The 24,372-nt window shown below is 64.9% G+C and carries 22 protein-coding genes; 7 read left to right on the top strand and 15 right to left on the bottom strand.

Annotation, left to right across the window (positions count from 1 at the left end; all coding sequences use genetic code 11):
* Positions 1-212: 212 nt before the first annotated feature.
* The 3 genes from GGD62_RS02500 (at position 213) to GGD62_RS02490 (ending at position 2,863) form a co-directional block, all read left to right on the top strand.
* Positions 213-1,289: a methyl-accepting chemotaxis protein gene (locus GGD62_RS02500; RefSeq protein WP_092258484.1), complete on the top strand. Its 1,077-nt coding sequence runs from the start codon at positions 213-215 to the stop codon at positions 1,287-1,289.
* 363 nt (positions 1,290-1,652) lie between these two features.
* Positions 1,653-2,396, top strand: coding sequence for an SDR family oxidoreductase (locus GGD62_RS02495; RefSeq protein ID WP_091956819.1), 744 nt, complete (start codon positions 1,653-1,655; stop codon positions 2,394-2,396).
* 50 nt (positions 2,397-2,446) lie between these two features.
* Entirely contained in the window at positions 2,447-2,863 is a 417-nt protein-coding gene (locus tag GGD62_RS02490) for a cupin domain-containing protein (RefSeq protein WP_183706961.1), read from the top strand.
* Positions 2,864-3,037: 174 nt separating this feature from the next.
* Here the strand turns inward: GGD62_RS02490 and GGD62_RS02485 are convergent, their stop codons facing one another.
* The 9 genes from GGD62_RS02485 to GGD62_RS02450 all read right to left on the bottom strand — a co-directional run bounded on the left by GGD62_RS02485 (position 3,038) and on the right by GGD62_RS02450 (position 10,953).
* Positions 3,038-4,096 carry a glycosyltransferase family 4 protein gene (locus GGD62_RS02485; protein ID WP_183706960.1) on the bottom strand — a complete coding sequence of 353 codons (1,059 nt, stop codon included), beginning with the start codon at positions 4,094-4,096 and terminating at the stop codon, positions 3,038-3,040.
* Between the two features lie 12 nt (positions 4,097-4,108).
* On the bottom strand, positions 4,109-4,237 hold the full coding sequence (locus GGD62_RS41460) for a hypothetical protein (protein ID WP_018323071.1): 129 nt from the start codon (positions 4,235-4,237) through the stop codon (positions 4,109-4,111).
* A complete protein-coding gene (locus GGD62_RS02480) occupies positions 4,231-4,446 on the bottom strand; it encodes a hypothetical protein (protein ID WP_179730557.1) in 216 nt (71 codons plus the stop codon). Before GGD62_RS02480 ends, GGD62_RS41460 begins: the two co-directional genes overlap by 7 nt.
* A gap of 132 nt (positions 4,447-4,578) precedes the next feature.
* On the bottom strand, positions 4,579-5,583 hold the full coding sequence (locus tag GGD62_RS02475; protein WP_183706959.1) for a 4-hydroxythreonine-4-phosphate dehydrogenase PdxA: 1,005 nt from the start codon (positions 5,581-5,583) through the stop codon (positions 4,579-4,581).
* Entirely contained in the window at positions 5,580-7,118 is a 1,539-nt protein-coding gene (locus GGD62_RS02470) for a tripartite tricarboxylate transporter permease (protein WP_018323069.1), read from the bottom strand. Before GGD62_RS02470 ends, GGD62_RS02475 begins: the two co-directional genes overlap by 4 nt.
* 10 nt (positions 7,119-7,128) lie before the next feature.
* Positions 7,129-7,611, bottom strand: coding sequence for a tripartite tricarboxylate transporter TctB family protein (locus tag GGD62_RS02465; RefSeq protein ID WP_092258503.1), 483 nt, complete (start codon positions 7,609-7,611; stop codon positions 7,129-7,131).
* A 229-nt stretch (positions 7,612-7,840) separates the two neighbouring features.
* Positions 7,841-8,833, bottom strand: coding sequence for a tripartite tricarboxylate transporter substrate binding protein (locus GGD62_RS02460; protein ID WP_179730559.1), 993 nt, complete (start codon positions 8,831-8,833; stop codon positions 7,841-7,843).
* A gap of 55 nt (positions 8,834-8,888) precedes the next feature.
* A complete protein-coding gene (locus GGD62_RS02455) occupies positions 8,889-10,148 on the bottom strand; it encodes a CaiB/BaiF CoA-transferase family protein (protein WP_092258509.1) in 1,260 nt (419 codons plus the stop codon).
* A gap of 10 nt (positions 10,149-10,158) precedes the next feature.
* Positions 10,159-10,953 (bottom strand): enoyl-CoA hydratase/isomerase family protein, encoded by a 795-nt coding sequence (locus GGD62_RS02450; protein WP_183256841.1) that lies wholly within the window; start codon positions 10,951-10,953, stop codon positions 10,159-10,161.
* A gap of 119 nt (positions 10,954-11,072) precedes the next feature.
* Between GGD62_RS02450 and GGD62_RS02445 the strand changes: the two genes are divergently transcribed.
* Both GGD62_RS02445 and GGD62_RS02440 read left to right on the top strand, forming a co-directional pair.
* Positions 11,073-11,738: a GntR family transcriptional regulator gene (locus tag GGD62_RS02445; RefSeq protein ID WP_183706958.1), complete on the top strand. Its 666-nt coding sequence runs from the start codon at positions 11,073-11,075 to the stop codon at positions 11,736-11,738.
* A 224-nt stretch (positions 11,739-11,962) separates the two neighbouring features.
* Positions 11,963-12,934 (top strand): MBL fold metallo-hydrolase, encoded by a 972-nt coding sequence (locus GGD62_RS02440; protein ID WP_018323065.1) that lies wholly within the window; start codon positions 11,963-11,965, stop codon positions 12,932-12,934.
* Positions 12,935-12,986: 52 nt separating this feature from the next.
* Here GGD62_RS02440 and GGD62_RS02435 read toward each other — a convergent pair whose 3' ends face one another.
* Together GGD62_RS02435 and GGD62_RS02430 are read right to left on the bottom strand one after the other, a co-directional pair.
* On the bottom strand, positions 12,987-16,133 hold the full coding sequence (locus tag GGD62_RS02435; RefSeq protein WP_183706957.1) for an efflux RND transporter permease subunit: 3,147 nt from the start codon (positions 16,131-16,133) through the stop codon (positions 12,987-12,989).
* 5 nt (positions 16,134-16,138) lie between these two features.
* Positions 16,139-17,341 (bottom strand): efflux RND transporter periplasmic adaptor subunit, encoded by a 1,203-nt coding sequence (locus tag GGD62_RS02430; protein ID WP_183706956.1) that lies wholly within the window; start codon positions 17,339-17,341, stop codon positions 16,139-16,141.
* Positions 17,342-17,613: 272 nt separating this feature from the next.
* On the opposite strand from GGD62_RS02430, the gene GGD62_RS02425 reads away from it, so the two are divergent.
* Positions 17,614-18,192, top strand: a complete 579-nt coding sequence (locus GGD62_RS02425; RefSeq protein ID WP_018323062.1) for a TetR/AcrR family transcriptional regulator — start codon at positions 17,614-17,616, stop codon at positions 18,190-18,192.
* Positions 18,193-18,324: 132 nt separating this feature from the next.
* Positions 18,325-19,665 (top strand): TAXI family TRAP transporter solute-binding subunit, encoded by a 1,341-nt coding sequence (locus tag GGD62_RS02420; protein WP_183706955.1) that lies wholly within the window; start codon positions 18,325-18,327, stop codon positions 19,663-19,665.
* A gap of 10 nt (positions 19,666-19,675) precedes the next feature.
* Here GGD62_RS02420 and GGD62_RS02415 read toward each other — a convergent pair whose 3' ends face one another.
* The 4 genes from GGD62_RS02415 to GGD62_RS02400 form a co-directional block, all read right to left on the bottom strand.
* Positions 19,676-20,395, bottom strand: coding sequence for a haloacid dehalogenase type II (locus GGD62_RS02415; protein WP_183706954.1), 720 nt, complete (start codon positions 20,393-20,395; stop codon positions 19,676-19,678).
* Positions 20,396-20,537: 142 nt separating this feature from the next.
* Positions 20,538-21,539 carry a class II fructose-bisphosphatase gene (glpX, locus tag GGD62_RS02410; protein ID WP_018323059.1) on the bottom strand — a complete coding sequence of 334 codons (1,002 nt, stop codon included), beginning with the start codon at positions 21,537-21,539 and terminating at the stop codon, positions 20,538-20,540.
* Between the two features lie 165 nt (positions 21,540-21,704).
* On the bottom strand, positions 21,705-23,021 hold the full coding sequence (locus GGD62_RS02405) for a homoserine dehydrogenase (RefSeq protein WP_179730564.1): 1,317 nt from the start codon (positions 23,019-23,021) through the stop codon (positions 21,705-21,707).
* Positions 23,022-23,050: 29 nt separating this feature from the next.
* Positions 23,051-24,271 (bottom strand): LL-diaminopimelate aminotransferase, encoded by a 1,221-nt coding sequence (locus GGD62_RS02400; RefSeq protein ID WP_018323057.1) that lies wholly within the window; start codon positions 24,269-24,271, stop codon positions 23,051-23,053.
* Positions 24,272-24,372 lie beyond the last annotated feature (101 nt).

Below are 24,372 nucleotides of genomic sequence, written 5' to 3'. Positions count from 1 at the left end.
GACCCGGAATCGCCTGGGATTTGCAATCTCCGCGTCGCACAAAGCGGTGGATTGCCGATTTGCTGCGCCGACTGACTATCATTTGGGCATTCGGCGGAACAGCAAATTAAGCAGGCGTTAGGCGGAATCCTCGAAAAAGAATCGTATTCGATCTGTAAGCGATTGTTCCGGGTTCATTGCAGATCAGACCTCATTGCCAAGGGAAATCCCCGATGTCTGCTGCGCTGGGTCTGAAGGCCAAGCCGATCGCCACCGAACCCGCTGACGACGATTCCGACATCTCCGCGCTGATCAACCGCCTCACTGCGGAGGTCAACCAGATCGCGGTCGACAAGACCAAGTCGATCCAGCAGATCACCAACCAGATGAAGATGCTGGCGCTGAACGCGCTGATCGAGAGCTCGCGCGCCGGCGCGCAAGGCGCAGGCTTTGCGGTGGTGGCACAGGAGGTACGCGGCGTCGGCCAGCAGGTCGAGACCATCGCGCGCGAGCTCGAAAGCCAATTGACCAAACGCACCGGCGATCTCGTCGCCTCGATCGACCGCATGAGCCAGCGCTCGCGCGGCGAGCGCATGGTCGACCTGTCGCTCAACGCTATCGAGCTGATCGACCGCAACCTCTATGAGCGCACCTGCGACGTGCGCTGGTGGGCGACCGATTCCGCCGTGGTCGATTGCGCGGCCTCGCCGACCGCCGCAGCGGTGTCGCACGCCTCGCAGCGCCTGGGCGTGATCCTCGGCGCCTACACCGTCTATCTCGATCTCTGGCTCTGCGACCTCGACGGCAACGTCATCGCCAACGGCCGCGCCGATCGCTTTCGCGTGGTCGGCCAGAACGTCGCCCACACCAAGTGGTTTCGCGAGGCGCGAACCTTGCGCTCCGGTGACGACTACGTCGCCGGCGACGTCGAGAACCAGCCGCTGCTCGGCAACGCGCAGGTGGCGACCTATTGCGCCAGCGTTCGCGCCGGCGGCCAGGCCCACGGCGCCCCGATCGGCGTGCTCGCCATCCACTTCGACTGGGAGGCGCAGGCCCGCGCCATCGTGCAGGGCGTGCGCGTCGGCGACAGCGACAAGGCCCGCGTGCTGCTGGTCGATTCGAATTTCCGCATCATCGCGGCGTCCGACGGCCAGGGCATCCTCAGCGAGCGCATCTCGATCTCGCTGAACGGCCAGCGCTCCGGCTTCTACCATGACCGCTCGGGTGCCCTGGTCGCGTTCCATGCGACGCCGGGCTATGAGACCTATCGCGGGCTCGGCTGGTACGGCGTGATCGTCTGCGGGGCGTGAGACAGCCGGCCGATCTAGAAAACGCGAAAACAACCCCATGCACAGTAGCCAAAGGGCTGCTTTCATTGGTGTTTTCAGCCGAGCTTGCGTCCTCGTTCTCTCAAACATTTTGACAAGTCGGGCAAAACACTGGCACTCTGCGATCATCGCAGAGTGTGTTTGCGGCGCGAGGGAATGACCCTAGCGGTTTTGTGAAATCGCACTCCGGCTTCTGAAGCATTTTCCGGCAAGCCGCGCCCGTAACAGGCAAGAGCCCCGCGCCCTTGATCGATAGAGTCTCTTCGCATCACGTTGATCGACGTGAGCGCGCGAGTCCGCCCTGGCTAATCATCTCGCGCTCGTTACATGCCAAGGAGACCTGCCATGAAGATCGTCGTGATCGGCGGAACCGGATTGATCGGATCCAAGCTCGTGGCGAAGCTCAAACAGCAGGGCCACGACGCGGTAGCGGCCTCGCCGAAATCAGGCGTGAACGCCGTGACCGGGGAAGGCCTCGCGGCGGCGCTGGCCGGCGCGGATGTCGTGGTCGACGTGGCCAACGCGCCGTCCTGGGAGCCCGCCGCCGTGCTCGAATTCTTCGAGCGCTCGAGCCGAAATCTCGCCGCGACCGAGGCCGCCGCAGCCGTCAAGCATCACGTCGCGCTCTCGATCGTGGGGACCGATCGTTCGCCCGACATCGCGTATTTCCGTGCCAAGCTCGCCCAGGAGACCATCGTCAAGGCCTCCGCGGTCCCCTACTCCATCGTCCGCGCCACGCAGTTCTTCGAATTCCTCGGCGCCATTGGCGAGGCCGGAGCGGCCGGCGACAAGATCGTCGTTCCGTCGGCGCTGTTTCAGCCGATCGCCGCCGACGACGTGGTCGATTGCCTCGCAGAGATCGCGACGGGGCGGCCGCTGAATGGCACCATCGACATCGCAGGCCCCGAGAAGGCTCCCTTCAATGAGTTCGTCGCGCGCCGCCAGAAAGCCTCCGGCGACAGCCGTACGGTGGTCGGCGACCCAAAAGCGCAATATTACGGCGCTTCCATTCAGGACACATCGCTGAACCCGCTCGGCGAGGCTCGGCTCGGGAAGACGCCGCTCGCAACATGGCTCGCGCGCCTCTGAGGGGCCGCCAGTCCCGCAGTCAACACAGAAACGGCAATGAAGGAAATCCCATGCGCAGATTGCTGATCGCAACGGCGGTTTACGCCGCGTCTGTCCTGACGGTCCATGCGGCCGAGACGGCAGCACCATCGGCCAAGGTCACGGTCGTATTTGACCAGGCGCTGCCCAATGTCCCCGGCAAGAGCATGAAGGGCGTGCTGGTCGAGTATGGTCCTGGGGGCTCGTCGCCGGCCCACATCCACGCGCCCTCCGCCTTCATCTATGCCACCGTCCTGGAAGGCGCGATCCGCAGTCAGGTCAATGACGGCCCGGCCCAGGTCTTTCGCAAGGGGGAGAACTTTTCCGGAAGACCCGGCGACCGCCACGGCATCAGCGCGAACGCCAGCGATACCGAGCCTGCCAAGCTGCTTGCCGTGTTCGTGGTGGATACGGCCGACAAGGAGCTGACAATGCCTATGCCGAAATAGCCTGCAGACGCACTCCCGCCAGGGTCGGGTTCTATTCGAGAGGGTCCTCTTCGATGGCTGGGCGGAATTGACGGCATCCGCGGTGATCTCGGCCGCGAATGCTGGCGAGATCGCCAGGGCGAAGACAAAGATGCGAACCCGCCCCGCCTTTGTCGGCGACATCGCCGTCTTCTTTCATGTTTCCGTCCGTTGCGCGGTGAATTCTCGATCTTTGGCAATCAGCGCGCGATACCGATCTTCGTACTGTCGCGCCATTCGGCATGCGGTGAAGCGTTCCTCGAAGCCGGCGCGCACCCTCTTTCGATCCAGCTTGCTCAATTCGCCGACCGCCTTGACCGCCTGATCCTCGTTCTCGACGATGAAGCCGGTCACACCGTGCTCGATCACCTCAGGGACGGAGCCGGAGCGGTAAGCGATCACAGGCGTTCCGCAGGCCATCGCCTCGATCATGACCAGCCCGAAAGGCTCCGGCCAATCGATCGGAAATAGCAGCGCGGCGGCCCTGTCGAGGAAGGCCTGCTTTTTCACGTCATCGACTTCGCCGACAAGCTGGATCTTCTCGCCATCGATTTGAGGCTCGAGGTGCTTCCTGAAGTAGGCAGTCTCGGCGCGCGGAATCTTCGCAGCGATGCGCAGAGGCATCCGGGCCGCGTGCGCGATACGGATTGCGTCCTCCGGCCCCTTCTCGGCCGTCAGGCGGCCGAGAAACGCCAGATAGTCCCCCTTCTCATAGGAGGGGCGCAACAGCTCCGACGGCAATCCGTGCTGGATCGTTCCCATCCACTTCGCATCCGGAAGCGGCAGGCGCTGGTGATCGGAGATCGACACGAAACCAGCCTCGGGGAATTGCCGAACCAATTCGGGCAACCCAGGCAAGTCGAGGCGACCGTGCATGGTCGTCATGAACGGCACGCCAAGCCGACTGAGCAACGGCAGTTGCAGCCAGTCGATATGCGCGTGGATCACATCGAAATCCCTCGCCCGCTTCGCGATCGCTTCCAGCAGCATTGCGTTGGCCGCACCCGGATCCGCGCCCTTTCGGCCGAGTCGCAGCGCGCGTGGCCATACCGGGTGAAGCTTGCCGGTCGTGCGGGAGTCGCCGCTCGCAAACAGCGTGACGTCGTGTCCAAGCTTGACGAGCTCATCCACCAGCCAGGCCACCACCCGCTCGGTGCCGCCATAGAGCTTTGGAGGGACGCTTTCGGCCAGGGGAGCAAGCTGAGCGATGCGCATGACAGCCCGCCGCTATACCGCTGACCGGACGATCAGCACGATGGCCGCGGACAGAAGGTTCGAGATCGCGAGCAGCGTCCACTGCGGCCTCGCGCTTGCGCTCGCCAGGCGGCACACGAGGCTCTCAATCAGGCTCAGCATGAGTCGTCCGAAAGCCGCTCGAGATAGGCAAGCCCGAAACCCGTGAGCTCCTGGGCATCGCCGTTACTCTCGCGCGCTTCCCATCTCCCTCGCAAATGACGCTCGAGCAGGCATCGACGGCCGTCTGCAGCATCGACACCGCCATGGCGGGCGCGGTACACGCACCAAGCGGTATCGACCGCCGTTCGTAGCGGGTCGTCGTCGACCATCTTCCCAGCTCCCACTGGAGATATCCATGGGACGCCAACTCGTCGCGACGGCGGAAGTTTCCAGTTTTTCCCGAAAGTCTAATCCTGCCCGCAAGGCGAGCGCAGCAAGCGCTCACTGCCAGTGCGTGCAAATCAGGCGGCGCGGCGGGCGGCCATCTCCGCGGCGAGGAGCAACGCGGCGCGACTGGCGCCGATCGATGCGATTCCCTGCCCGGCAATGTCGTAGGCGGTGCCGTGCGCGGGCGTGCAGATCGGGAAAGGGAAGCCGCCGAGCATGGTCACGCCGCGATCGAAGCCCATCAGCTTCATCGCGATCTGGCCCTGGTCGTGATACATCGTCAGTACCGCATCGAAGGCGCCGCCCTTGGCGCGCAGGAAGACGGTGTCGGCCGGGAACGGCCCCTCCGCGGCGATGCCGTCGCGCTGGCCGGCCGCGACCACGGGCGCGATGATATCGATCTCCTCGCGGCCGAAATTTCCGCCATCGCCCGCGTGCGGATTGAGACCAGCGACCGCGATGCGCGGCCGCGCGAAGCCGGCGTTGCGCATGCAGGAATCGGTCAGCTTGAGCGCGCGATGGATGCGTTCGCTGGACAGGTTTGCAGCAACGTCCCTCAGCGGGATGTGCGAGGTCACCCGCGCGTTCCACAGCCGGTCCAGCACGTTGAACTCGCTCGCCGCCGACTTGAGTCCGACCACCTCCGCAGAGAATGCGATCTCGTCGTCGTACTCGGCGCGGGCGAGCCGCATCGCCTGCTTGTTGAAGGGAGTGAAGCAGACCGCGTCAACATGGCCGTCGCGGCCGAGCTCGAGCGCGTGTTTGTAGTTGGCAAGCGCGAACCTGCCGCCAGCAAGGCTCGCGGTCTTCGGCTCGACCTCTTTGGGATCAAGGTGACGAAGATCGAGAAACAGCGCCTCGGCCTCCGCCGCGCGAAGATCGGCCCCCTGCTCCACCATCTTCAGCACTGGCTTGACGCCGGCAATGCGCGCGCCCTCCTCGAAGATGCGGCGGTCGCCGATCACGACGAGCCGGCAGCTCGCGCGGACGTCGTCCTGCGCCACCAGCTTGGCCGTCAGCTCCGGGCTGATGCCGGCGGGATCTCCCATGGCCAATGCAATCAGCGGCTTTGCGGTCATATGATCACCTTCTCCTGGGCCGTCGGTTCGGTCGCGGGGGATGCGGGTTTGCGCCAGAGGCGCGCGAGCTGCAGCACGAGCGGAAGCAGCAACAGCGCGATGCCGGCCATGATCAGGCATGTCACCAGCTTGTTCGCGAAGAATATCCCGAGCGATCCCTTCGACATCAGCATCGACTGCCGGAACGCATCCTCGGCCTTGTCGCCGATGACGATCGCGAGCACGAGCGGCGCCAAGGGATAGAACAGCTTCTTGAAGAGATAGCCGACGATTCCGAAGCCGAGCATCATGACGACGTCGAGATAGGAGTTCGACACCGAATACGCGCCGACGACGCAGATGATCACGATCAGCGGGGCGATGACCACGAAGGGAATCCGCATCAGGGCGGCAAACACCGGAACGGTCAGCAGCACCAAGGCAACGGCGACGATGTTGCCGACATACATCGAGGCGATCAGGCCCCAGACGAAGTCCTTCTGGTCGACGAACAGCATCGGCCCCGGATTGAGACCCCAGATCATCAGCCCGCCCATCATGACGGCCGCGGTCGCCGAGCCGGGAATGCCGAGCGAGAGCATCGGCAGCAGCGCGCTGGTGCCGGCGGCATGGTCAGCCGTCTCCGGCGAGATGATGCCTTCGACCTCGCCGGTGCCGAAATAGCGGCCCCGGCGCGAGAAGCGGCGGGCAATGCCATAGCTCATGAAGGATGCCGCGGTCGGCCCGCCCGGGGTGATGCCCATCCAGCAGCCGATTGCGGCGCTGCGCAGCAACGCAATGCCATGTCGCGGCAGGCGGCCGACGGCGCGGAACACCTCGCGCCAGTCGATCTTCGAGGACACCGCGCGGGCATGGAATTCCTCTTCGACCGCAACCAGCAGTTCGCCGATGCCGAACAGGCCCATCACCGCGACGACGAAGCTCACGCCCTTGACCAGCTCGTCGACGCCCATGGTGAGGCGGACGCTGCCGGACACCGTGTCGATGCCGATCGCGGCGATGGCAAAGCCGATCGCGAGCGCCACGACGGTCTTGATCGGCGCGGCGCCGCCCATGCCGACGAAGCTGGCAAAGGCCAGGAAATAAACCGCAAAATATTCCGCAGGGCCAAAGGCGAGCGCGACCTGCGCCACCCAGGATGCGAGGAAAGTGATCAGGATGACGCCGATTAGCGCGCCGAAGGCGGCCGAGCCGAAGGCGGTGGCAAGCGCCGTGGTCGGCCTTCCGTCACGCGCCATCGGATAGCCGTCGAAAGTGGTCGCGACCGACGACGGCTCGCCGGGGATGTTGAACAGAATCGAGGTGACCGAGCCGCCGAACAACGCCCCCCAATACATGCTGGAGAGCAGGATGATCGCCGACACCGGCTGCATGCCGAAGGTCAGCGGCAGGAGCAGCGACACGCCATTTGGCGCACCCAGCCCCGGCAGCACGCCGACGAGAATGCCGAGCAGCACGCCGACGACCATCAGCACCAGGTGCGGCACGGTGACCGCGATGGTGAAGCCGTGGAGGAGTTCGCCAAGATTGTCCATCGGCCCTCCGTCAGAACCCGAGGGCGGCTGCGAGCGCGCCGTGCGGCAAGCTCACCTGGAACATGCGCTCGAACACGACGTAGAGCGCGAGTGCTGTCGCAGCCGCCATCCCCAGCGCGCGCGGCACGGATTGATGTTTTGGGATCGCCAGCACCGCAAAGACATAAAGCGACGAGGCGACGTACATCCCGGCGAGCGGGATCGCGGCCACGAAGATCGCGGCCGGCACGAACAGGCCGGCGAGCCGGCGCAGCTCGAAAGGCGTGATCGCGATGGGAACGTTTGCCAGGGACGCAACCGGCAACACGCCCCGCACCAGGTTGTAGAGGCTTCCGAGCACGATGATGATGCCGGTCAGGAACGGAAACGTGCCGGCGTCCACGCCCGCGCTCGACCAGCCAATGCCGTTGTCGAGGCTGGAGATGACGACGGACACCCCGAAGCCGCCGGTGAGCACGGCAGTCGCAAGTTCAAGAGCGCGGCGTGAGATCATGGGGGGCTCCGCTCTGGCGTCGGACAAGGGTCGGTAGTGGCGCATGCGTCTTTGCCCAGCCCTCGCTGTCGTCCCTGCGAACGCAGGGACCCATAACCCCAGGGAGACGTTTGACGAAGACTTGACGTCACATCCACGCCGGTACCACCACCAGCACTCCTAGAGAGATCACGCGGTATGGGTCCCTGCGTTCGCAGGGACGACAGCGGAGTTGGTGGCGCGCCCCACCTCACTTGACGAGCCAGCCCTGCTCGCCCGCGACCTGTTTGACGTGTTCGAGATCCTGCTTGATGAACTTGTCGAACTCGGCGCCCGTCAGGAAGGTGTCGACCTGGGACGTCTTCTCGATGTAGTCTTTCCACTCGGGTGTGGCCTGCACCTTCTTCATGAGGTCGACATAGAACGCGGCCTGGTCCGGCGTGACCTTGCCGGGCAACCACACCGTGCGCGGCTGCTCATATTGCTTGATGTCGAGCCCCTGCTCGACGCAGGTCGGAACGTCGCCCCAGCCCTCGGTCGCGGTGACCTTGGCGCCCTGTGGCAGCCGCTTCGGGCTGAAAACGCAGAGCGGCCGCTGCGTGCCGCCGCGCCATTGCCCGAGGCTTTCGCTGGGATTGTTGACGTGGGAATCGAGATGTCCGCCGGCGAGCTGCACGGCGGTCTCCGCGCCGCTCTTGAAGGGGATGTAGGTCAGCTTGACCTTGCCGGCCTTCTCGATCATGCGCGTCAGCACCTCGTCGGTGTCCTTTGACTGGGCGCCGCCCATCTTGAACTCGCCCGATGCGGCCGCCTTCAGATAGTCGCCCGCCGTCTTGTAAGGCGCGTCCTGCTTGACCCAGAGCAAAAACTCGTCCTGCGCCATCGCCGCGATCGGAGTGAGATCGGTGTAGTTGAAGGCGACCTTGGAGACGAGCGGTTGCTGCCACGCGTTCGAGGTGCCGAAGATCACCTTGTAGGGATCGCCAGCGGAGGCCTTGCCATAGACATAGCCTTCGGCGCCGCTGCCGCCGCCCTTGTTGACGACGACGATCGGCTGCTCCGTCAGCTTGTGCTTGGTGATGATGTTCTGCACCGCGCGCGCCAGGTTGTCGGTCCCGCCGCCGGGCCCGGCGGTGGCGATGAACTCGATCGGCTTTTGCGGTTGCCAGGCGCTAAGCGCCGGCATCGTGCCGGCGAGCATCGTCGCGGCTGCGGAGAGCATAAATATCGACGTCCGACCCATGATTTCCTCCAGCTGATTTTTGTCTCTTATTGTTGTCTGTCCTATCGACGTCCGATCAGGCGACGCGTTCCTCGCGCCTTCCCGATGCCAGGACGATTGCGCCTTCTTTTTCGAGCGCTTCGATCTGCTTCTGGTCGAACCCGTACTCGGCCAGCACCTCGCTTGTATGCTCACCATAGACCGGCGCGCCCGATAGCACTTTGCCTGGGGTCTCCGAAAACTTGACCGGAAGACCGATCGTCTTGACCGGGCCGAGCGTGGAATGCTCGACCTCGACGACCATCTCGCGCGCCAGAGTCTGGGGATCGCTGAGCGCCTCCAGCATGTCGTGCACGGGTCCGCACGGCACACCCTTCTCGTCCAGCGCCGCGAGCCAGTGCGCCCGCGACTTCGTGCGGAAGCGTTCGCTCAGCACCGCTTCGAGCACTTTGAGATTGGCCATGCGGTCGGCGCCGGTGACGAAGCGCGGATCGGCGGCGAGCTCACTTGCTCCGAGCGCTTCCAGCATCAACAACCAATGCTTCTTGTTGGCGCCGCCGACCACGAGCCAACCGTCGGAAGCTTCAAATGCTTGATACGGCGCGTTGAGCGGATGGGCCGAGCCCATCGCGCGCGGCGCCGTGCCCGCGGCTAGCGCAATGGTCGATTGCCAATAGGTCTGCACCAGGGCGGCTTCATAGAGCGAGGTTTCGACCCACTGCCCCTCGCCGGTCTTGAGGCGGTGCGTATAGGCCGCGAGGATGCCCATGCTGGCGAGCAGGCCGGCGGTGATGTCGGACAGCGGCGGGCCGCATTTGACGGGCGGCCCATCCGGGCGTTCGCCAGTGAAGCTCATGATGCCGCTCATGGCCTGGGCGACGAGATCGAATCCCCTGCGGTGCTTGTAGGGACCGGTGCGGCCGAAGCCCGACAGCGAGCAGTATATCAGCGCCGGGAATTGCGCGTGCAGCGCCTCGTAGCCGAAGCCGAGGCGCTCCATCGCGCCCGGCGCAAAGTTCTCGACCAGCACGTCGGCGTCCGCAATCAACCGCCGCAGCACCTGCTTGCCGCCCTCGGTCTTGAGGTCCAGCACGATGCCGCGCTTGTTGCGGTTCATCATCAGGAAGGAGGCCGCCTCCTCGCCGATCTTCGGCGGCACCGAATGACGGGTGTCGTCGCCGTTCGGCGATTTCTCGATCTTGATGACGTCGGCACCCATGTCGGCGAGCATCAGAGTGCAGGTCGGCCCGGCCATGACATGGGTGAGGTCGACGACCCTAAGGCCGGCCAGCGGTCCCGAACGGCGAGAGTTGGATTGCGATCGATCGCTTTGCATCGGGCCTGTCCTATTGGCCGCGCCATTGCGGGGCGCGCTTGTTGAGGAAAGCATCGAGCCCTTCGCGAAAATCCTGGCTCGTGTAGCACATCAGGATGAGGTCCTCGCCTTCGTCCCGGGTCAGCCGCCGTTGCAGGCGTGCCACCGCCTGCTTGGTCGCATTCAACGTTAGCGGCGCATGGCTGGCGACGAGCCGGGCCACCTCGTCGGCGCGCTTGTCCAGCGCGGCAATGTCCTCGACCACCTCGCCGAGCAGCCCGACGCTCGCAGCCTCCGTGGCGTCGACGAGGCGTGCGGTGAAGATCAGGTCCTTGACGCGCGCAGCGCCAATCAGCGCGGTAAGACGGCTGACGTTGGACATCGACAGGCAATTGCCGAGCGTCCGGGCAATGGGGAATCCGATCTTCGCGCTTGCCGTGCCGATGCGGAGGTCGCAGGCCGCGGCGATGCCGGCGCCGCCGCCGGTGCAAAAGCCGTTAATCGCCGCGATGGTCGGCACGCGGCACTGCTCGAGCGTGGTCAGCACGCGATCAATCCGGTTCTCGTAGTCGATCGCATCCTGCGGCGTCTTGAACTCGCGGAACTGATTGATGTCGGTGCCGGACGCAAAGGCCTTGTCGCCGGCTCCGCGCAGCACCAGCACCTTGATCGCATGATCGCTGTTGGCCTGCTCGCAGATCGCGGCGAGCCGCTCGTACATGGCGAAGGTGAAGGCGTTGCGAGCCTGCGGGCGGTTGAAGGTGATCCGCCCGATGCCGTCTTTGCATTCAAAAACGAGGTCGTCTGCCTCTACTGCCAGGTCCATTTCCTCATATCCTCTTGTTTTTTACATTTTTGAATGCAAAATCTGGGATTAGCAAGCTGGAACTTCGAAGTTTCGATCGAATATCCAAGTTTTGCATTCAAATTGGAGCGCTGGTCCCCATGCTTCACGAGGAAGTCGTCGGCCGTATCCGGGCCATCCTGCTCGATGGCGAAATCCCGCCGGGCGCGCGGATTCCCGAGCGCGAGCTGTGTGAGCGGCTTGAAATCTCGCGCACGCCGCTGCGCGAGGCGCTCAAGGTGCTGGCCGCCGAAGGCCTCGTGCAGCTGCTGCCGCATCGCGGCTCGCGCGCGGCAAAACTGACCGACAAGGACATGCGCGACCTGTTCGAGGTCTGCCAGGGCCTGGAGGCCCTCGCCGGCGAGCTCGCCTGTGAACGCATCACGGACGCCGAGATCGACGAGGTCGCCGCCGTGCACGCGGCCATGGTGCTGCATTATCGCGATGGCGATCTGATCCAGTACTACCGCGGCAATCGCGCCATCCACGAGGCCATCGTCACCGCAGCCGGAAATCCCGTGCTCGCGGGGCTCTACACATCAGTAACGGCGCGCATCCGGCGCGCGCGCTACGTCACGCCGATGACGCCGCAGCGCTGGGCGCTCGCCGTGAAGGAGCACGACGCCATCCTGAACGCGCTCCAGCGCCGCGACGGCGCCGGCCTCTCCCACATTTTGCGCGCGCATCTCCGCCACAAGCGCGAAGAGGTGTTGCAGGCGGGCTTTGCCGAGACGGAAGGGACCGATCTCACGCTTAGAATTGCGTAGGGCGCAATTCGCGTTGTCCTGGCCGGCGGAGCGCGCGTCCACACGCGGCCGGCCCGCTGCCGCGGCTCGTTCGCGCTCCGCGTGAATCTGCGCACTAATTCCACTTGCTAGCTTGTCGCGGCCGGAGCAGCATACTTCTCTGCCGACCAGCGGCCGCGCGGCCGATCAGGCCGGTGCCAACGCGCGAACAATCGCGCAAAATAAAAGACAAAAGCGAGGAACGCATGACAATCGATGTCTCACGTCGGTCCCTTCTCACGCTCGGAGCGGGCCTTGGTGCCAGCGCCATGCTCGGCACCAGCGCGATGGCGCGGGCACCCAAGCTCGGCACCCAGACGCCCTACTGGCACCGCTTCGTTCTCGGCGATGCCGAGGTCACCGTCGTGTCCGACGGGCCGCTGCCGCTCGGCGATCCCTCCGGAACCTTCACCGGCGTTCCCAAGGAAGAGGTGAAGAAGATGCTGGCGGACAATTTCCTGTCGCCGGACAACGTCGTGCTCGAACAGAACTCCCCGATCGTGAACACCGGCGACAAGCTCATCCTGTTCGATACCGGCATGGGCTCATCGAAGATGTTCGGCGCCAGCACCGGCCGGCAACAGAAGAGCATGACCGAGGCCGGCATCAAGCCGGGGGACATCGATGCCGTGGTGTGTTCGCATGCCCATATCGACCATATCGGAGGCATCGTCGACGAAGGCGGCAAGCCGCTGTTTCCGAACGCGCAGATCTACATCTCGCAGACCGATTTCGACTTCTGGACCGACGAAGGCAAGCTCGGCAGCCCGGCCAAGGACTTCGTCGTTCACGCCCGCAAGAATCTGCTGCCGGTCCGTGACCGGATCGTATTCTTCAAGGACGGCCAGGAATTCCTGCCGGGGGTCCAGGCGATCGCCGCGCCCGGTCACACCGTCGGCCACACCATCTTCATGGTGTCGTCGGCCGGCAAATCCTTTGCCTTCCTCGGCGACCTCTCGCACCATTCCGTGCTGCTGCTCGAGCGGCCGCGCATGGAATTCTCCTACGACACCGACCCGAAGCAGGCGGCGGAATCGCGGGTGAAGTTGCTCACGATGCTCGCGGCAAACAAGGTCCCGGTGATGTCGTATCACTTCGCCTGGCCGGGCTACGGCCATGTCGCCAAGGCCGGCGACGGCTTCCACTATTATCCCCAGCCGATGCAGATGACGTTGTAGGTTCTCGCGATCAGGTCCGGACGGCGCGCGCCGTCCGGACCATTGATGCGCCCTATTCCGCGGGCTCGGCAACCGCGCCGGCGCCTGAGGCCGCAGCGTCCGCCCGGGCACCTGGGAATATCCGCTTCACCAGCACGAACAGCGCGGGCACGAAGAAGATGCCGAGCACGGTTGCCGCGATCATGCCGCCGGCGACGCCGATGCCGACCGCGTTCTGGCTGGCCGAGCCCGCGCCCGTCGCCACCGCCAGCGGCAGCACGCCGAGGATGAAGGCGAGCGACGTCATCAGGATCGGGCGCAGGCGCTGGCGCGATGCGTGCAGGGTGGCATCGACCAGGCTGCGGCCGGAAGCGATCTGCTCCAGCGCGAATTCGACGATCAGGATCGCGTTCTTCGAGGCCAGCCCGATCGTCGTGAGCAGTCCGACCTGGAAATAGACGTCGTTGGCCTGATCAAACAGCGTCGCCGCGAGCAGCGCGCCGAGCACGCCGATCGGCACCGTTAGCATCACCGCGAACGGGACCGACCAGCTCTCGTACAGTGCGGCAAGGCTCAGGAAGACGATCAGCAGCGAAATCGAATACAGATACAGCGTCTGGCTGCCGGTGAGCCGTTCCTGGAACGACAATCCGGTCCATTCATGGCCGTAGCCCTTGGGCAACTTGGCCATCTGCTCCTCCACAGCCTGCATGGCGACACCCGAGCTGATGCCCTGCCCTGCCTGCCCCTGCAGCTCGACGGCGGCGACGCCGTTGTAGCGCTCGAGGCGCGGCGAACCAAAACTCCAGCGATCGGTCGCGACCGCCGAGAACGGCACCATCGAGCCCGAGGCGTTGCGCACATACCAGCGGCCGATGTCGCTGGTATCCATGCGGAACGGCGCATCGCTTTGCACATAGACCTGCTTGACGCGGCCGCGGTCGATGAAGTCGTTGACATAGGCGCCGCCCCACGCTGCCGACAGCGTGGTGTTGAGATCGCTGAGGTTGACGCCGAGCGCGGTGGCCTTGGCCTGGTCGACGTCGAGGTTGAATTGCGGCGTGTCGTCCTGTCCGTTCGGCCGGGCCTGTGCCACGCGCTTGTCCGCCGCGAGCTGCCCGAGCAGCTGGTTGCGCGCCTGGATCAGCGCCTCGTGACCGTTGCCGCCGGTGTCCTGGAGATAGAGGTCGAAGCCGCCGGCATTGCCGAAGCCGGGAATCGACGGCGGCAGCACCGCGAACACCATGGCGTCGCGGATTTTCATGAACGCCCCCATGGCACGGCCGGCCACGGCCTGCGCCGAGGCTGCAGGACTCTTGCGCTCGTCGAACGGCTTCAGGCTGACGAAGGCAAGGCCAACGTTCTGTCCCTGCCCTGCGAAGCTGAAGCCACTGACTGCGAACACGCCGTCCACGGCGTCCTTCTCGTTGTCGAGATATTGATGCTCGACTTGCTTGATGACATCGAGCGTGCGCGTCGAGGTGGCGCCGACCGGAAGCTGGATCAGCGTCATGATCGTGCCCTGGTCCTCTTCGGGCAGGAACGAGCTCGGCAGCCGCTGGAACAGGACGACCATGGCGGCGAGGATCGCCGCGAAGGCGATCATCACTCCCGCGATGCGCCTGATCGCACCGCCCGCGGTGCGCTGATAGCCGTCCGCCATGCGGTCGAAGCCGCGGTTGAACAGGCCGAAGAAGCCGCGCTGCGCGCCATGATGCTTCGGCGGCTTCAGGATCGTGACGCACAGCGCCGGCGTCAGCACCAGCGCCACGAGCACCGACAGCAGCATCGCCGTGACGATGGTGAGCGCGAACTGCCGGTAGATGATTCCGACCGAGCCGTTGAAGAACGCCATCGGAATGAACACGGCCGAGAGCACGACGCCGATCCCGACCAGGGCCCCGGTAATCTCGCGCATCGATTTCTCGGTCGCCTCGCGCGGGCCGAGCTTCTCCTCGGCCATCACGCGCTCGACGTTCTCGACCACGACGATGGCATCGTCGACCAGGAGGCCGATCGCCAGCACCATCGCGAACATCGTCAGCGTGTTGATCGAATAGCCGGCAAGCGAGAGCACGCCGAAGGTCCCGAGCAGCACCACCGGCACGGCAATGGTCGGGATGATGGTCGCCCGCCAGCTCTGCAGGAACACGAACATCACGACGAAGACCAGCGCGATCGCCTCGAACAGCGTGTGAATCACCTTTTCGATCGACAGCTTGACGAAGGGCGTGGTGTCGTAGGGGTAGACGACGCGGAGCCCCTCCGGCATCGCGGCGCTGAGCTGGGCGACACGTGCCTTCACCGCCTCCGAGGTCGCGACCGCATTGGCGCCGGTCGCAAGACTGATGCCCATGCCCGCGGCGGGCTTGCCGTTGTAGCGCGCGGCGGAATCATAGGACTTCGAGCCGAGCTCGACCCGCGCGACGTCGCCGATGCGGACCGTCTGACCGGTCGTGGCCGTGCGCAGGATGATGTCCTTGAACTGCTCGACCGTCTGCAGGCGGCTCTGCGAGGTGATGGTGGCATTGAGCTGCTGGCCGCCGACGGACGGCAGGCCGCCGAGCTGGCCGGCGGTCACCTGGGTGTTCTGAGTCTGGATCGCCGCAGTCACGTCTCCAGGCATGAGGTTGTATTTCGCCAGCTTGTCGGGATCGAGCCAGATTCGCATGGCGTATTCGGCGCCAAACAACGTCACCTGGCCGACGCCAGCGACGCGGCTGATGGGATCGTTGACCGAGGACGCCACGTAATCGGCGATGTCGCTGGCGGCGAGCCGGCCGTCCTCGGAGACGAAGCCGAGCACCATCAGGAAGCTTGCCGAGGACTTCACGACCTTGATGCCCTGCTGCTGCACCACCTGCGGCAGCAGCGGCGTCGCGAGCTGCAGCTTGTTCTGCACCTGCACCTGGGCGATGTCGGCATCGGCTTCGTTGGTGAAGGTCAGCGAGATCTGCACTTGGCCCGTCGAGGTGCTCGACGACGACATGTATTGCAGATAGTCGAGGCCGGTCATGTTCTGCTCGATGACCTTGGTCACCGAGTTCTCCGCGGTCTCGGCATTGGCGCCGGGATAGGTCGCCGTGATCGTGACCACAGTCGGCGCGATCTGCGGATATTGCGCGATCGGCAAGCGCATGATCGCGAGAACGCCGCCCAGCATGATCAGGATGGCGATGACCCAGGCGAAGATCGGCCGCTTGATGAAGAAATGGGACATGACGGTTACTGCTCGGCTGCGGCTGCTGCAGGCCGCGCATCGGCCTGCCGCGTCGGATTCACGGTGAGGCCGGTTGCGGGATCGACCGCGACCTCCACGGACTTGACGGGCGCCCCGGGGCGGGCCTTCTGCGTGCCCTCGACGACCAGGCGATCGCCGGCCTTGGCGCCGGAGCGCACTAGCCAGTTGCTGCCGACATCCTCGCCGAGCTCCAGCATCCGCTGCTCGACCTTGCCGTCCTTGTCGACGAACATCGCCACTGCCTGCCCCAGCGGATTGCGCGAGACGGCGCGCTGCGGCACGAGGATCGCAGCCGGATCGACGCCGGCGACGACGCGGGCGCGCACATACATGCCCGGCAGCAGCGCCCGCTCGGGATTGGCGAAGACTGCGCGCGAGGAAACCGAGCCGGTGCTCTCGTTGACGCTGGCATCGGTGAAACCGTACTTGCCCTTGTGGCCGTAGGTCTTGCCGCTCTCCATCAGGAGCTCGACCTGCACACCCTCGGCGGGACGCTTGAGCTTTCCGCTCGCGATCTGGCTGCGCAGGCGCTCCATCTCCGAGGTCGACTGATCGAGGTCGACATAGACAGGGTCGAGCTGCTGGATCGTCGTCATCGCCGTCGCCTGGCTCGCGGTGACCAGCGCGCCGGGTGTGATGCTCGACTTGCCGATCCGGCCTGAGATCGACGCGGTGACCTTGGTGCGATCCAGCGAGATCGCGGCGGTGTCGCGGTTGGCTTGCGCCGCCTTCACGTCGGCCTCGCCCTGCTTGTAGGCGGCAACGGCATCATCGACGTCCTGCTGGCTCGCCGCGTTGGTCTGCAGAAGCTGGGTCTTGCGCGCAGCCTTCAGCTTGACGCTGACGAGCGTTGCCTCCGACCTCTGCACCGCGGCCTCGGCGCTCGCCAGACCCGCCTTGTACTGCACCGGATCGATCTCATAGAGCAGGTCGCCTTCCCTCACCTCGGCGCCTTCCACGAAGTCGCGCTTGAGCAGAATGCCCGTGACCTGCGGACGGACCTCGGAAACCTGATAGGCGACGACGCGGCCCGGCAGCAACGTCGAGATCTTCGCTTCCTGCGGTTTCAGGGACATGATGCCGACCTCCGGCACCATCTGCGGCAATGCCGCTTGCGGGTTCTGCTCCCCGCAAGCGGCAAGCAGCAGGGCAATCAAGGGAACAGCGCGGACGATCGGGGGGCGCATGATGACGATCCATGGGTGAGTTGCGGCCCCTCGAGGAGGATCGCGCACGGAAACATTCGGAAACTATTCAGTTTCCATCTGGAAACTTGATAGTTTCCTTCCCCGAAGTCAAGTGCTAGGCTGCCTGCGCAGCGGCGTTCAAGCAGTCGTGAAACAGCTCAGATTCAACGGCGGGTGTGTCCATGGCGAGAGAATCCAGAAATCAGAGACGTATTGCTCCGCCGTCGGAGCGGACCAAGCCGGCCGTCATCCTTCCCGCCCCCGACGCTCGCATGACGCAACTGCTGGCGGCGGCGAAGGACACCTTCACCAGCAAGGGATTTGCCGCGACCACGATGGACGACATCGCCGGTGCCGCCGGAATGTCGAAGAAGACGCTCTACAAATTGTTCGAGAGCAAGACCGAACTGTTTCGCGCCATGCTGCTGCGCAGCCTGCCGGAAGCAGACTTCGCCGATGCCCCTTCGGAAGGATCACCAGTGATCCGACTTCGAAACATGCTGCGCGAGGCGGCCGACGTGGCGCTGTCGCCTGGCGAGATCGCCCTGCAGCGTCTGATCATCGGTGAACGTCAGGCCTCGCCGGAGCTGGGGCGCATGTTCGCCGAGGTCATCATGGAGAGCGGCACAGAGCATATCGTCGAGCTACTGAAGGCCGTTCGCCTGGAGCCTCGTTTCGCAGCTGTGCCGCTCCGCCTCATCGCCGAAATGCTGTTCGGCATGGTGTTCAGCCACGATCATTTCAGGCTGCTGACCGACACCGGATTCAAGCTCAATCGCCGCGTGCTGGACCGGCGGATCGACCTTGCGATCGCGACGTTCTGTGCAACCGAAGAGGCGCAAGCCTCGTAATATTCTGGCCCTCCGCAACCCCGGAGTCGGACCAAACAGGTTCGAGGGAGCCCGAGCGTTGCTTGACGCAAATCAACATCCGACCGCTCGCGGCAACAATGCTGGCCTACGGAAACTCGGGCGAGCCGCGTCATGGACGATCTCTCGAAAATGGGGATTGATGCCGCCAGGCTGCCGGGCTGGCTGCGCTTCGTGGTGGTGATCGTGATCGTAGCGCTTGCCGCCGGCGCGAGCCTCGCTGCCTATCGCTGGTACGCCCGGCCCGTGACACTGTCGATCGCAGTCGGATCCCTGGATGGCGACGCTCCCAGGATCGTCTCGGCGCTCGCGAGCAGGCTTGCCGTCAACAACGCGCCAGTGCGCCTCAAGCTGGTCGAGACCGGCGGGCCCATCGAATCCGCCGCGGCGTTCTCGTCGGGCAAGACCGACCTCGCCGTCGTGCGCGGCGATGTCGGCGATCTCTCTCAAGCGCAAGCGATCGTCGTGCTCACCGAAGCCGTCGCCTTGCTGGTGGCTCCGCCGGGATCGGCGATCTCGGATATCGCCGGCCTGAAACGCACGACGGTAGGGGTTGTCGCCGGCGACACGAACCAGAAGGTGGTCCGCGTCCTCACCAGCGCATACGACCTTGGCCGCGCCAATGTCGTCTTCAAGAACATCGCGATGGACGACGTTCGCCGCGCGCTGGACGCGAAAGAGGTGCGCACGGTGCTTTTCGTCATGCCGCTCAGCGAGCGGTATCTGTCGTTGCTACGCCGCCTGTTCTCACAGACTGCCAAGACCGCGCCGATTCTGATCCCGATCGAAAATGCAGGCGCGATTGCGGAGAAGGAGCGCGCCTATGAGAGCTTCGACATCCCCAAGGGAGCGCTGCGCGGGTCCCCGCCAGTTCCCGCGGACGACGTCACAAGCTTGCGCGTCGCCGTCTATGTGGTCGCCAAGAAGAGCCTCGACAACGACGTCGTCGCCAGCTTCACGCAGGCCATCACTGCCGCGCGCAGGGACATCCTGTCGGAATGGCCGGTCCTCGCCCAGTTCAAGGCGCCGGATACCGATGCCGGAGCATATCTCCCGGTCCATGCCGGCGCCGCCGAGTTCTACAATGGCAGCCAGCTAGGCTTCCTCGACAAGTGGAGCAACGTGATTTTTCTGGCGCCGATGGCGCTGGGCGCGCTTGCATCGATCGCGGCGGCGCTGTGGCGGTTTCTCCGGTCGAGCGAACACCAGCCGCGCGAACCGGCACTCGACGCGCTGTACACGCTCGGCCGACAGATCCGCGAGGCCAAAAACGAAACCGACCTGCTGGCGATCGAAGACCAGATCGACAATGTGCTTCGTAGCCAGCGCGCGAGATTGGACGGCGACGACAACCCGCTGGATGCTGCCACCCTCAACGTGGCGGCCCACCGCCTCGAGAACCTCATTCACGAGCGCAGGGCCGTGCTGACTGCAGCACCCGCCGAGTCGCGGTAGCAGCGCGCTGTCAGCAGCCGAGCCTGTCGGCGATCCCGCCAAAGTCCTTGGCGACGATGTCCCAATTGCCGGTGGCTTCGAAGTCGACCTTCTGGAGCGGACCGTACTCCGTCGGCCTCGCGACGAACGCGGTCTTCAGGCCGTTCTTCTGGGCGGCCGCGAGATCGCCGTTGTGGGCGGCGACCATCATCACCTCCTCCGGCTTGAGGCAAAGCAGCTTTGCTGCGCCGAGATAGGTCTCGGGATCGGGCTTGTAGTGCTCGAACAGCTCGGCCGACATGATGAGGTCCCACGGCAGGCCGGCGAACTTCGCCATGTTGGTGAGCAATGCGACATTGCCGTTCGATAGCGGCGAGATCACGAATTTCGACTTCAGCCGCGTCAGGCCCACCACGCTGTCCGGCCAGGGATTGAGGCGATGCCAGCCCTTGGTGAGATAATCGAGATCGGCGTCGGTGAGGCCATTGATCGAAAACTGCGCGACCAGCTTCTCCAGCGAGCGGCGGTGCAGATCATCCAGCATGACATAGCCGCGCTCGGGATGTTTGCGCACATCGTCCATCGAGGCCATGTACATGCCGCGCCAGCCATCGACCAGAGCGGTCCAGTCGGCGCTGATGCCGCGCTGCCTGCTCCACCACATGAAGTCTGAGATCAGGCTGGTGCGCCAATCCACGACGGTGCCGAACACGTCGAACACCAGGGCTTTGACGGCGGAGAGATCGGACATGGCGCTTCCTGATTATTCTTATTGTCATTCCGGGATGCGCTGTTAGGCGCAGGCCCGGAATCCATACTCCCGATCGTGGTTATGGGTTCCGGGCTCGACGCTTTGCGTCGCCCCGGAATGACGGGCAGTTGTTATGCCCTACTCAGTCCAGATGGAACTTCGCGAGCTCACGATGCTCGGCCTTGATGTAGCGCACGGTGCCGGTGACCGAGCGCATCACCACAGTCTCGGTCTCGATCACGCCGTCCTTGCGGAATTTGACGCCCGAGAGCAGCGAACCCGTGGTGACGCCGGTGGCGGCGAACAGGCAGTCGCCGCGCGCCATGTCCTCGATGCCGTAGATCATCTTGGGATCGTTGACGCCCATCTTGGCCGCGCGCTCGCGCTTCTCGTCGGAATCGAGGATGAGACGGCACTGCATCTGGCCGCCGATGCAACGCAGCGCCACGGCCGCGAGCACGCCTTCCGGCGCGCCGCCGGTGCCGAGATACATGTCGACGCCGGTATTGTCGGGGTCGGCGCAATGGATCACGCCGGCGACGTCGCCGTCGGTGATCAGGCGCACGGCAGCGCCGGTCGAGCGTACGCTCTCGATGATGCTGGCATGGCGCGGACGATCGAGCACGAGAACCGTGATGCCGTCGGGCTGGACACCCTTGGCCTTGGCGAGACGGCGGACGTTGTCGGCCGGCGTTGCATCGAGATCGACGACGCCCTTGTTGTAGCCCGGCCCGATCGCGAGCTTCTGCATGTAGACGTCGGGCGCGTGCAGCAGCGTGCCGCCGTCGGCCATCGCCATCGTGGCGATCGAGCCCGGCATGTTCTTGGCGCACAGCGTGGTGCCTTCGAGCGGATCGACCGCGATGTCGACCTGCGGACCGGCGTTCAGGCCGACCTTCTCGCCGATGAAGAGCATCGGCGCCTCGTCGCGCTCGCCCTCGCCGATCACGATGGTACCCTCGATCGGGAGCTTGTTGAGCTCGCGGCGCATCGCATCCACCGCAGCCTGATCGGCCGCTTTCTCGTTACCGTGCCCGCGCAGCCGCGCCGACGACACCGCCGCCCGCTCCGTCACGCGTACGATCTCCAACGTGAGGATGCGCTCGAGCAATGCGTGCGGGGGGACTGAAATATGGGTCGACATCGGCTTACTCCTTCGAAACGGTTTTGGACAGAAGTCTCTGCCCGCATCAACTCTCAACGCCCACGGTTCGTTCGCTCAAACCGCCTCATTGTTTCAGCATGACCTTTCCGGAAAACCGCTTCAACGCTTTGCGCTGGCGCGGCCCTCTGGGCCGGGGGGCACGCTCTAGTTCTTCTCGATCCGGATCACCTGCGGCCGTCCGCTGATCACCTTGTCCTTCTGCACGGCGGCTAGCGCGCGGCGCACCGCATCCTCATGCGTCGCATAGGTGATCAGGATGACGGGCACGGGGACCGCCTTGCCGTCGGCTGGCGCAGCGCCGCCATTGGGATGACGCTGCACGATCGACTCGATCGAAATCTTCTGCTCTGCCAGCCGCGTCGCGATCGCAGCCGCGGTGCCGGGGAAATCGCGCGCCAGAAGGCGGATGTAATAGCCGCCCTCGTGCCGCTCCATCGGCGCCTTCTTGGTGTCGCGCAAATGAGAAATCGGCCGGCCGAACGGATTGGCGCGGATGCCGCGCGCGGCATCGGCGATATCGGCGACGACGGCGGATGCCGTCGCGGCACCGCCGGCGCCGGGGCCGACCAGCGTGATCGGCGGAATGCCCTCGCCGTCGATCGTGACCGCATTGGTGACGCCCATCACCTGCGCGATCGAGGAGGATTTCGGAACCATGGTCGGATGCACGCGCTGCTCGATGCCCTTGGCGGTGCGCACCGCAACGCCGAGCAGCTTGACGCGGTAGCCGAGATCGGCGGCCGCGCGCAGATCTTCCGGCGCGATGGAGGAGATGCCTTCGACATACACCGCGCTTTGAGCAACTTTCGTGCCGAAAGCGAGGCTGGCGAGAATGGCGAGTTTTTGCGCGGTGTCGTGGCCGTCGACGTCGAAGGACGGGTTGGCCTCGGCATAGCCGAGCCGCTGCGCATCCGCGAGGCATTCGGCGAAGGACAGGCCCTCCTGCTCCATCCGGGTCAGGATGTAGTTGCAGGTGCCGTTGAGGATGCCATAGACGCGGTTGATGCCGGTTCCGGCAAGTCCCTCGCGCAACGTCTTGATGACGGGGATCGCGGCGCCGACGGCTGCCTCGTAATTCAGCGCGCCGCCGTGCTTTTCAGCGGCTTTCGCCAGTTTCAAACCGTGCTTCGCGAGCAGCGCCTTGTTGGCGGTGACCACTGACTTGCCGGCGCTGAGCGCGGCCTCGACCGCCGACAGCGCGGGATCGCCGGCGCCGCCCATCAGCTCGACGAAGCAATCGATGCCGGGATGCGTGGCCAGCGCCATGGGATCCTTGACCCATTCGACGCCGCGCAGGTCGATGCCGCGCTTCTTCGCCTTGGAGCGCGCGGTGACGGCAACGACGCGGATGCCGCGGCCGCTGCGGCCTGTAAGCACGCGGGCCTGCGTTTCAATCAGACGGACAACTTCGGCGCCCACGGTGCCGAGCCCCGCTATGCCCACTTTCAGGGGTGCAACCATGATGACTTAGAAAACCTGCCGAAGAGAACTTAACGCCGATTGGCGAGCGGAACGACGTTGTGCAACGTTTCGATGCCGCTTTCAAGGAAGCGTCGCACGCCGCGCGCGGCCTGCCTGATCCGTTGCTCGTTTTCCACCATGGCGATGCGGACATATCCTTCACCATGCTCGCCGAAGCCGACGCCGGGCGAGACCGCAACGCCGGATTTCTCCACCATCAGGGTCGCGAATTGCATGCTGCCGACGCTGCGGAAGGCTTCCGGCAGCGGCACCCAGGCGAACATCGAGGCCTCCGGCGGCGGGATCTCCCAGCCGGCGCGGCCGAACGATTCCACCAGCGCATCGCGGCGCTTGCGGTAGGTGTCGCGCATCTCCTTGATGCAATCGTCCGGGCCGTTCAGTGCGGCAGTCGCCGCGACCTGCACCGGCGTGAAGGCGCCGTAATCGAGGTAGGATTTGACGCGGGCGAGCGCTGCGATCACGCGCTCATTGCCGACCGCAAAGCCCATGCGCCAGCCGGCCATCGAATAGGTCTTCGACATCGAGGTGAACTCGACCGTGACGTCCATCGCGCCCGGCACCTGGAGCACCGAGGGCGGCGGATTGTTCTCGTCGAAATAGACCTCGGCATAGGCGAGATCGGACAGGATGAGGATCTCGTGCTTCTTCGCGAACGCGACGAGGTCCTTGTAGAAGTCGAGGCTCGCCACATAGGCGGTCGGGTTCGAGGGATAGCAGACGACGAGCGCCAGCGGCTTGGGGATCGAATGCACGATCGCCCGCTCCACCGCCTCGAAGAACTGCGGCGTCGGCTCCGACGGCACCGAGCGGATTACGCCGCCTGCCATCAAAAAGCCGAAGGCGTGAATCGGGTAGCTCGGGTTCGGACAGAGGATGACGTCGCCGGGCGCGGTGATCGCCTGCGCCACGTTGGCAAAGCCTTCCTTCGAGCCGAGCGTCGCGACGATCTGGGTGTCGGGGTTGAGCTTCACGCCGAAGCGGCGGGCGTAGTAGCCGGCCTGGGCGCGGCGCAGTCCGGGGATGCCGCGCGACGCCGAGTAGCGATCGGTGCGCGGCTTTCCCAGCGTCTCCTTCAGCTTTTCCAGCACATGCGAGGGGGCCGGCAGATCCGGATTGCCCATGCCGAGGTCGATGATATCGGCGCCGGCATTCCGCGCGGCCGCCTTGGCCCGATTGACCTGCTCGAACACATAAGGCGGAAGGCGGCGGATGCGGTAAAATTCTTCCATGGCTCTCTGGGCTCCGGGGCAACCGGTCAGGACAGAATCGACAGGCCTGGACGGCGCTTCGGAAACGCGTCCATTTCCGTCGTGAAAATTACTCAAAATCA

Origin of the sequence: Bradyrhizobium sp. ERR14 (assembly GCF_014198235.1) — a bacterium.
Taxonomy (GTDB): Bacteria; Pseudomonadota; Alphaproteobacteria; order Rhizobiales; family Xanthobacteraceae; genus Bradyrhizobium.
This window is presented reverse-complemented; position numbering and strand designations above follow the sequence as displayed.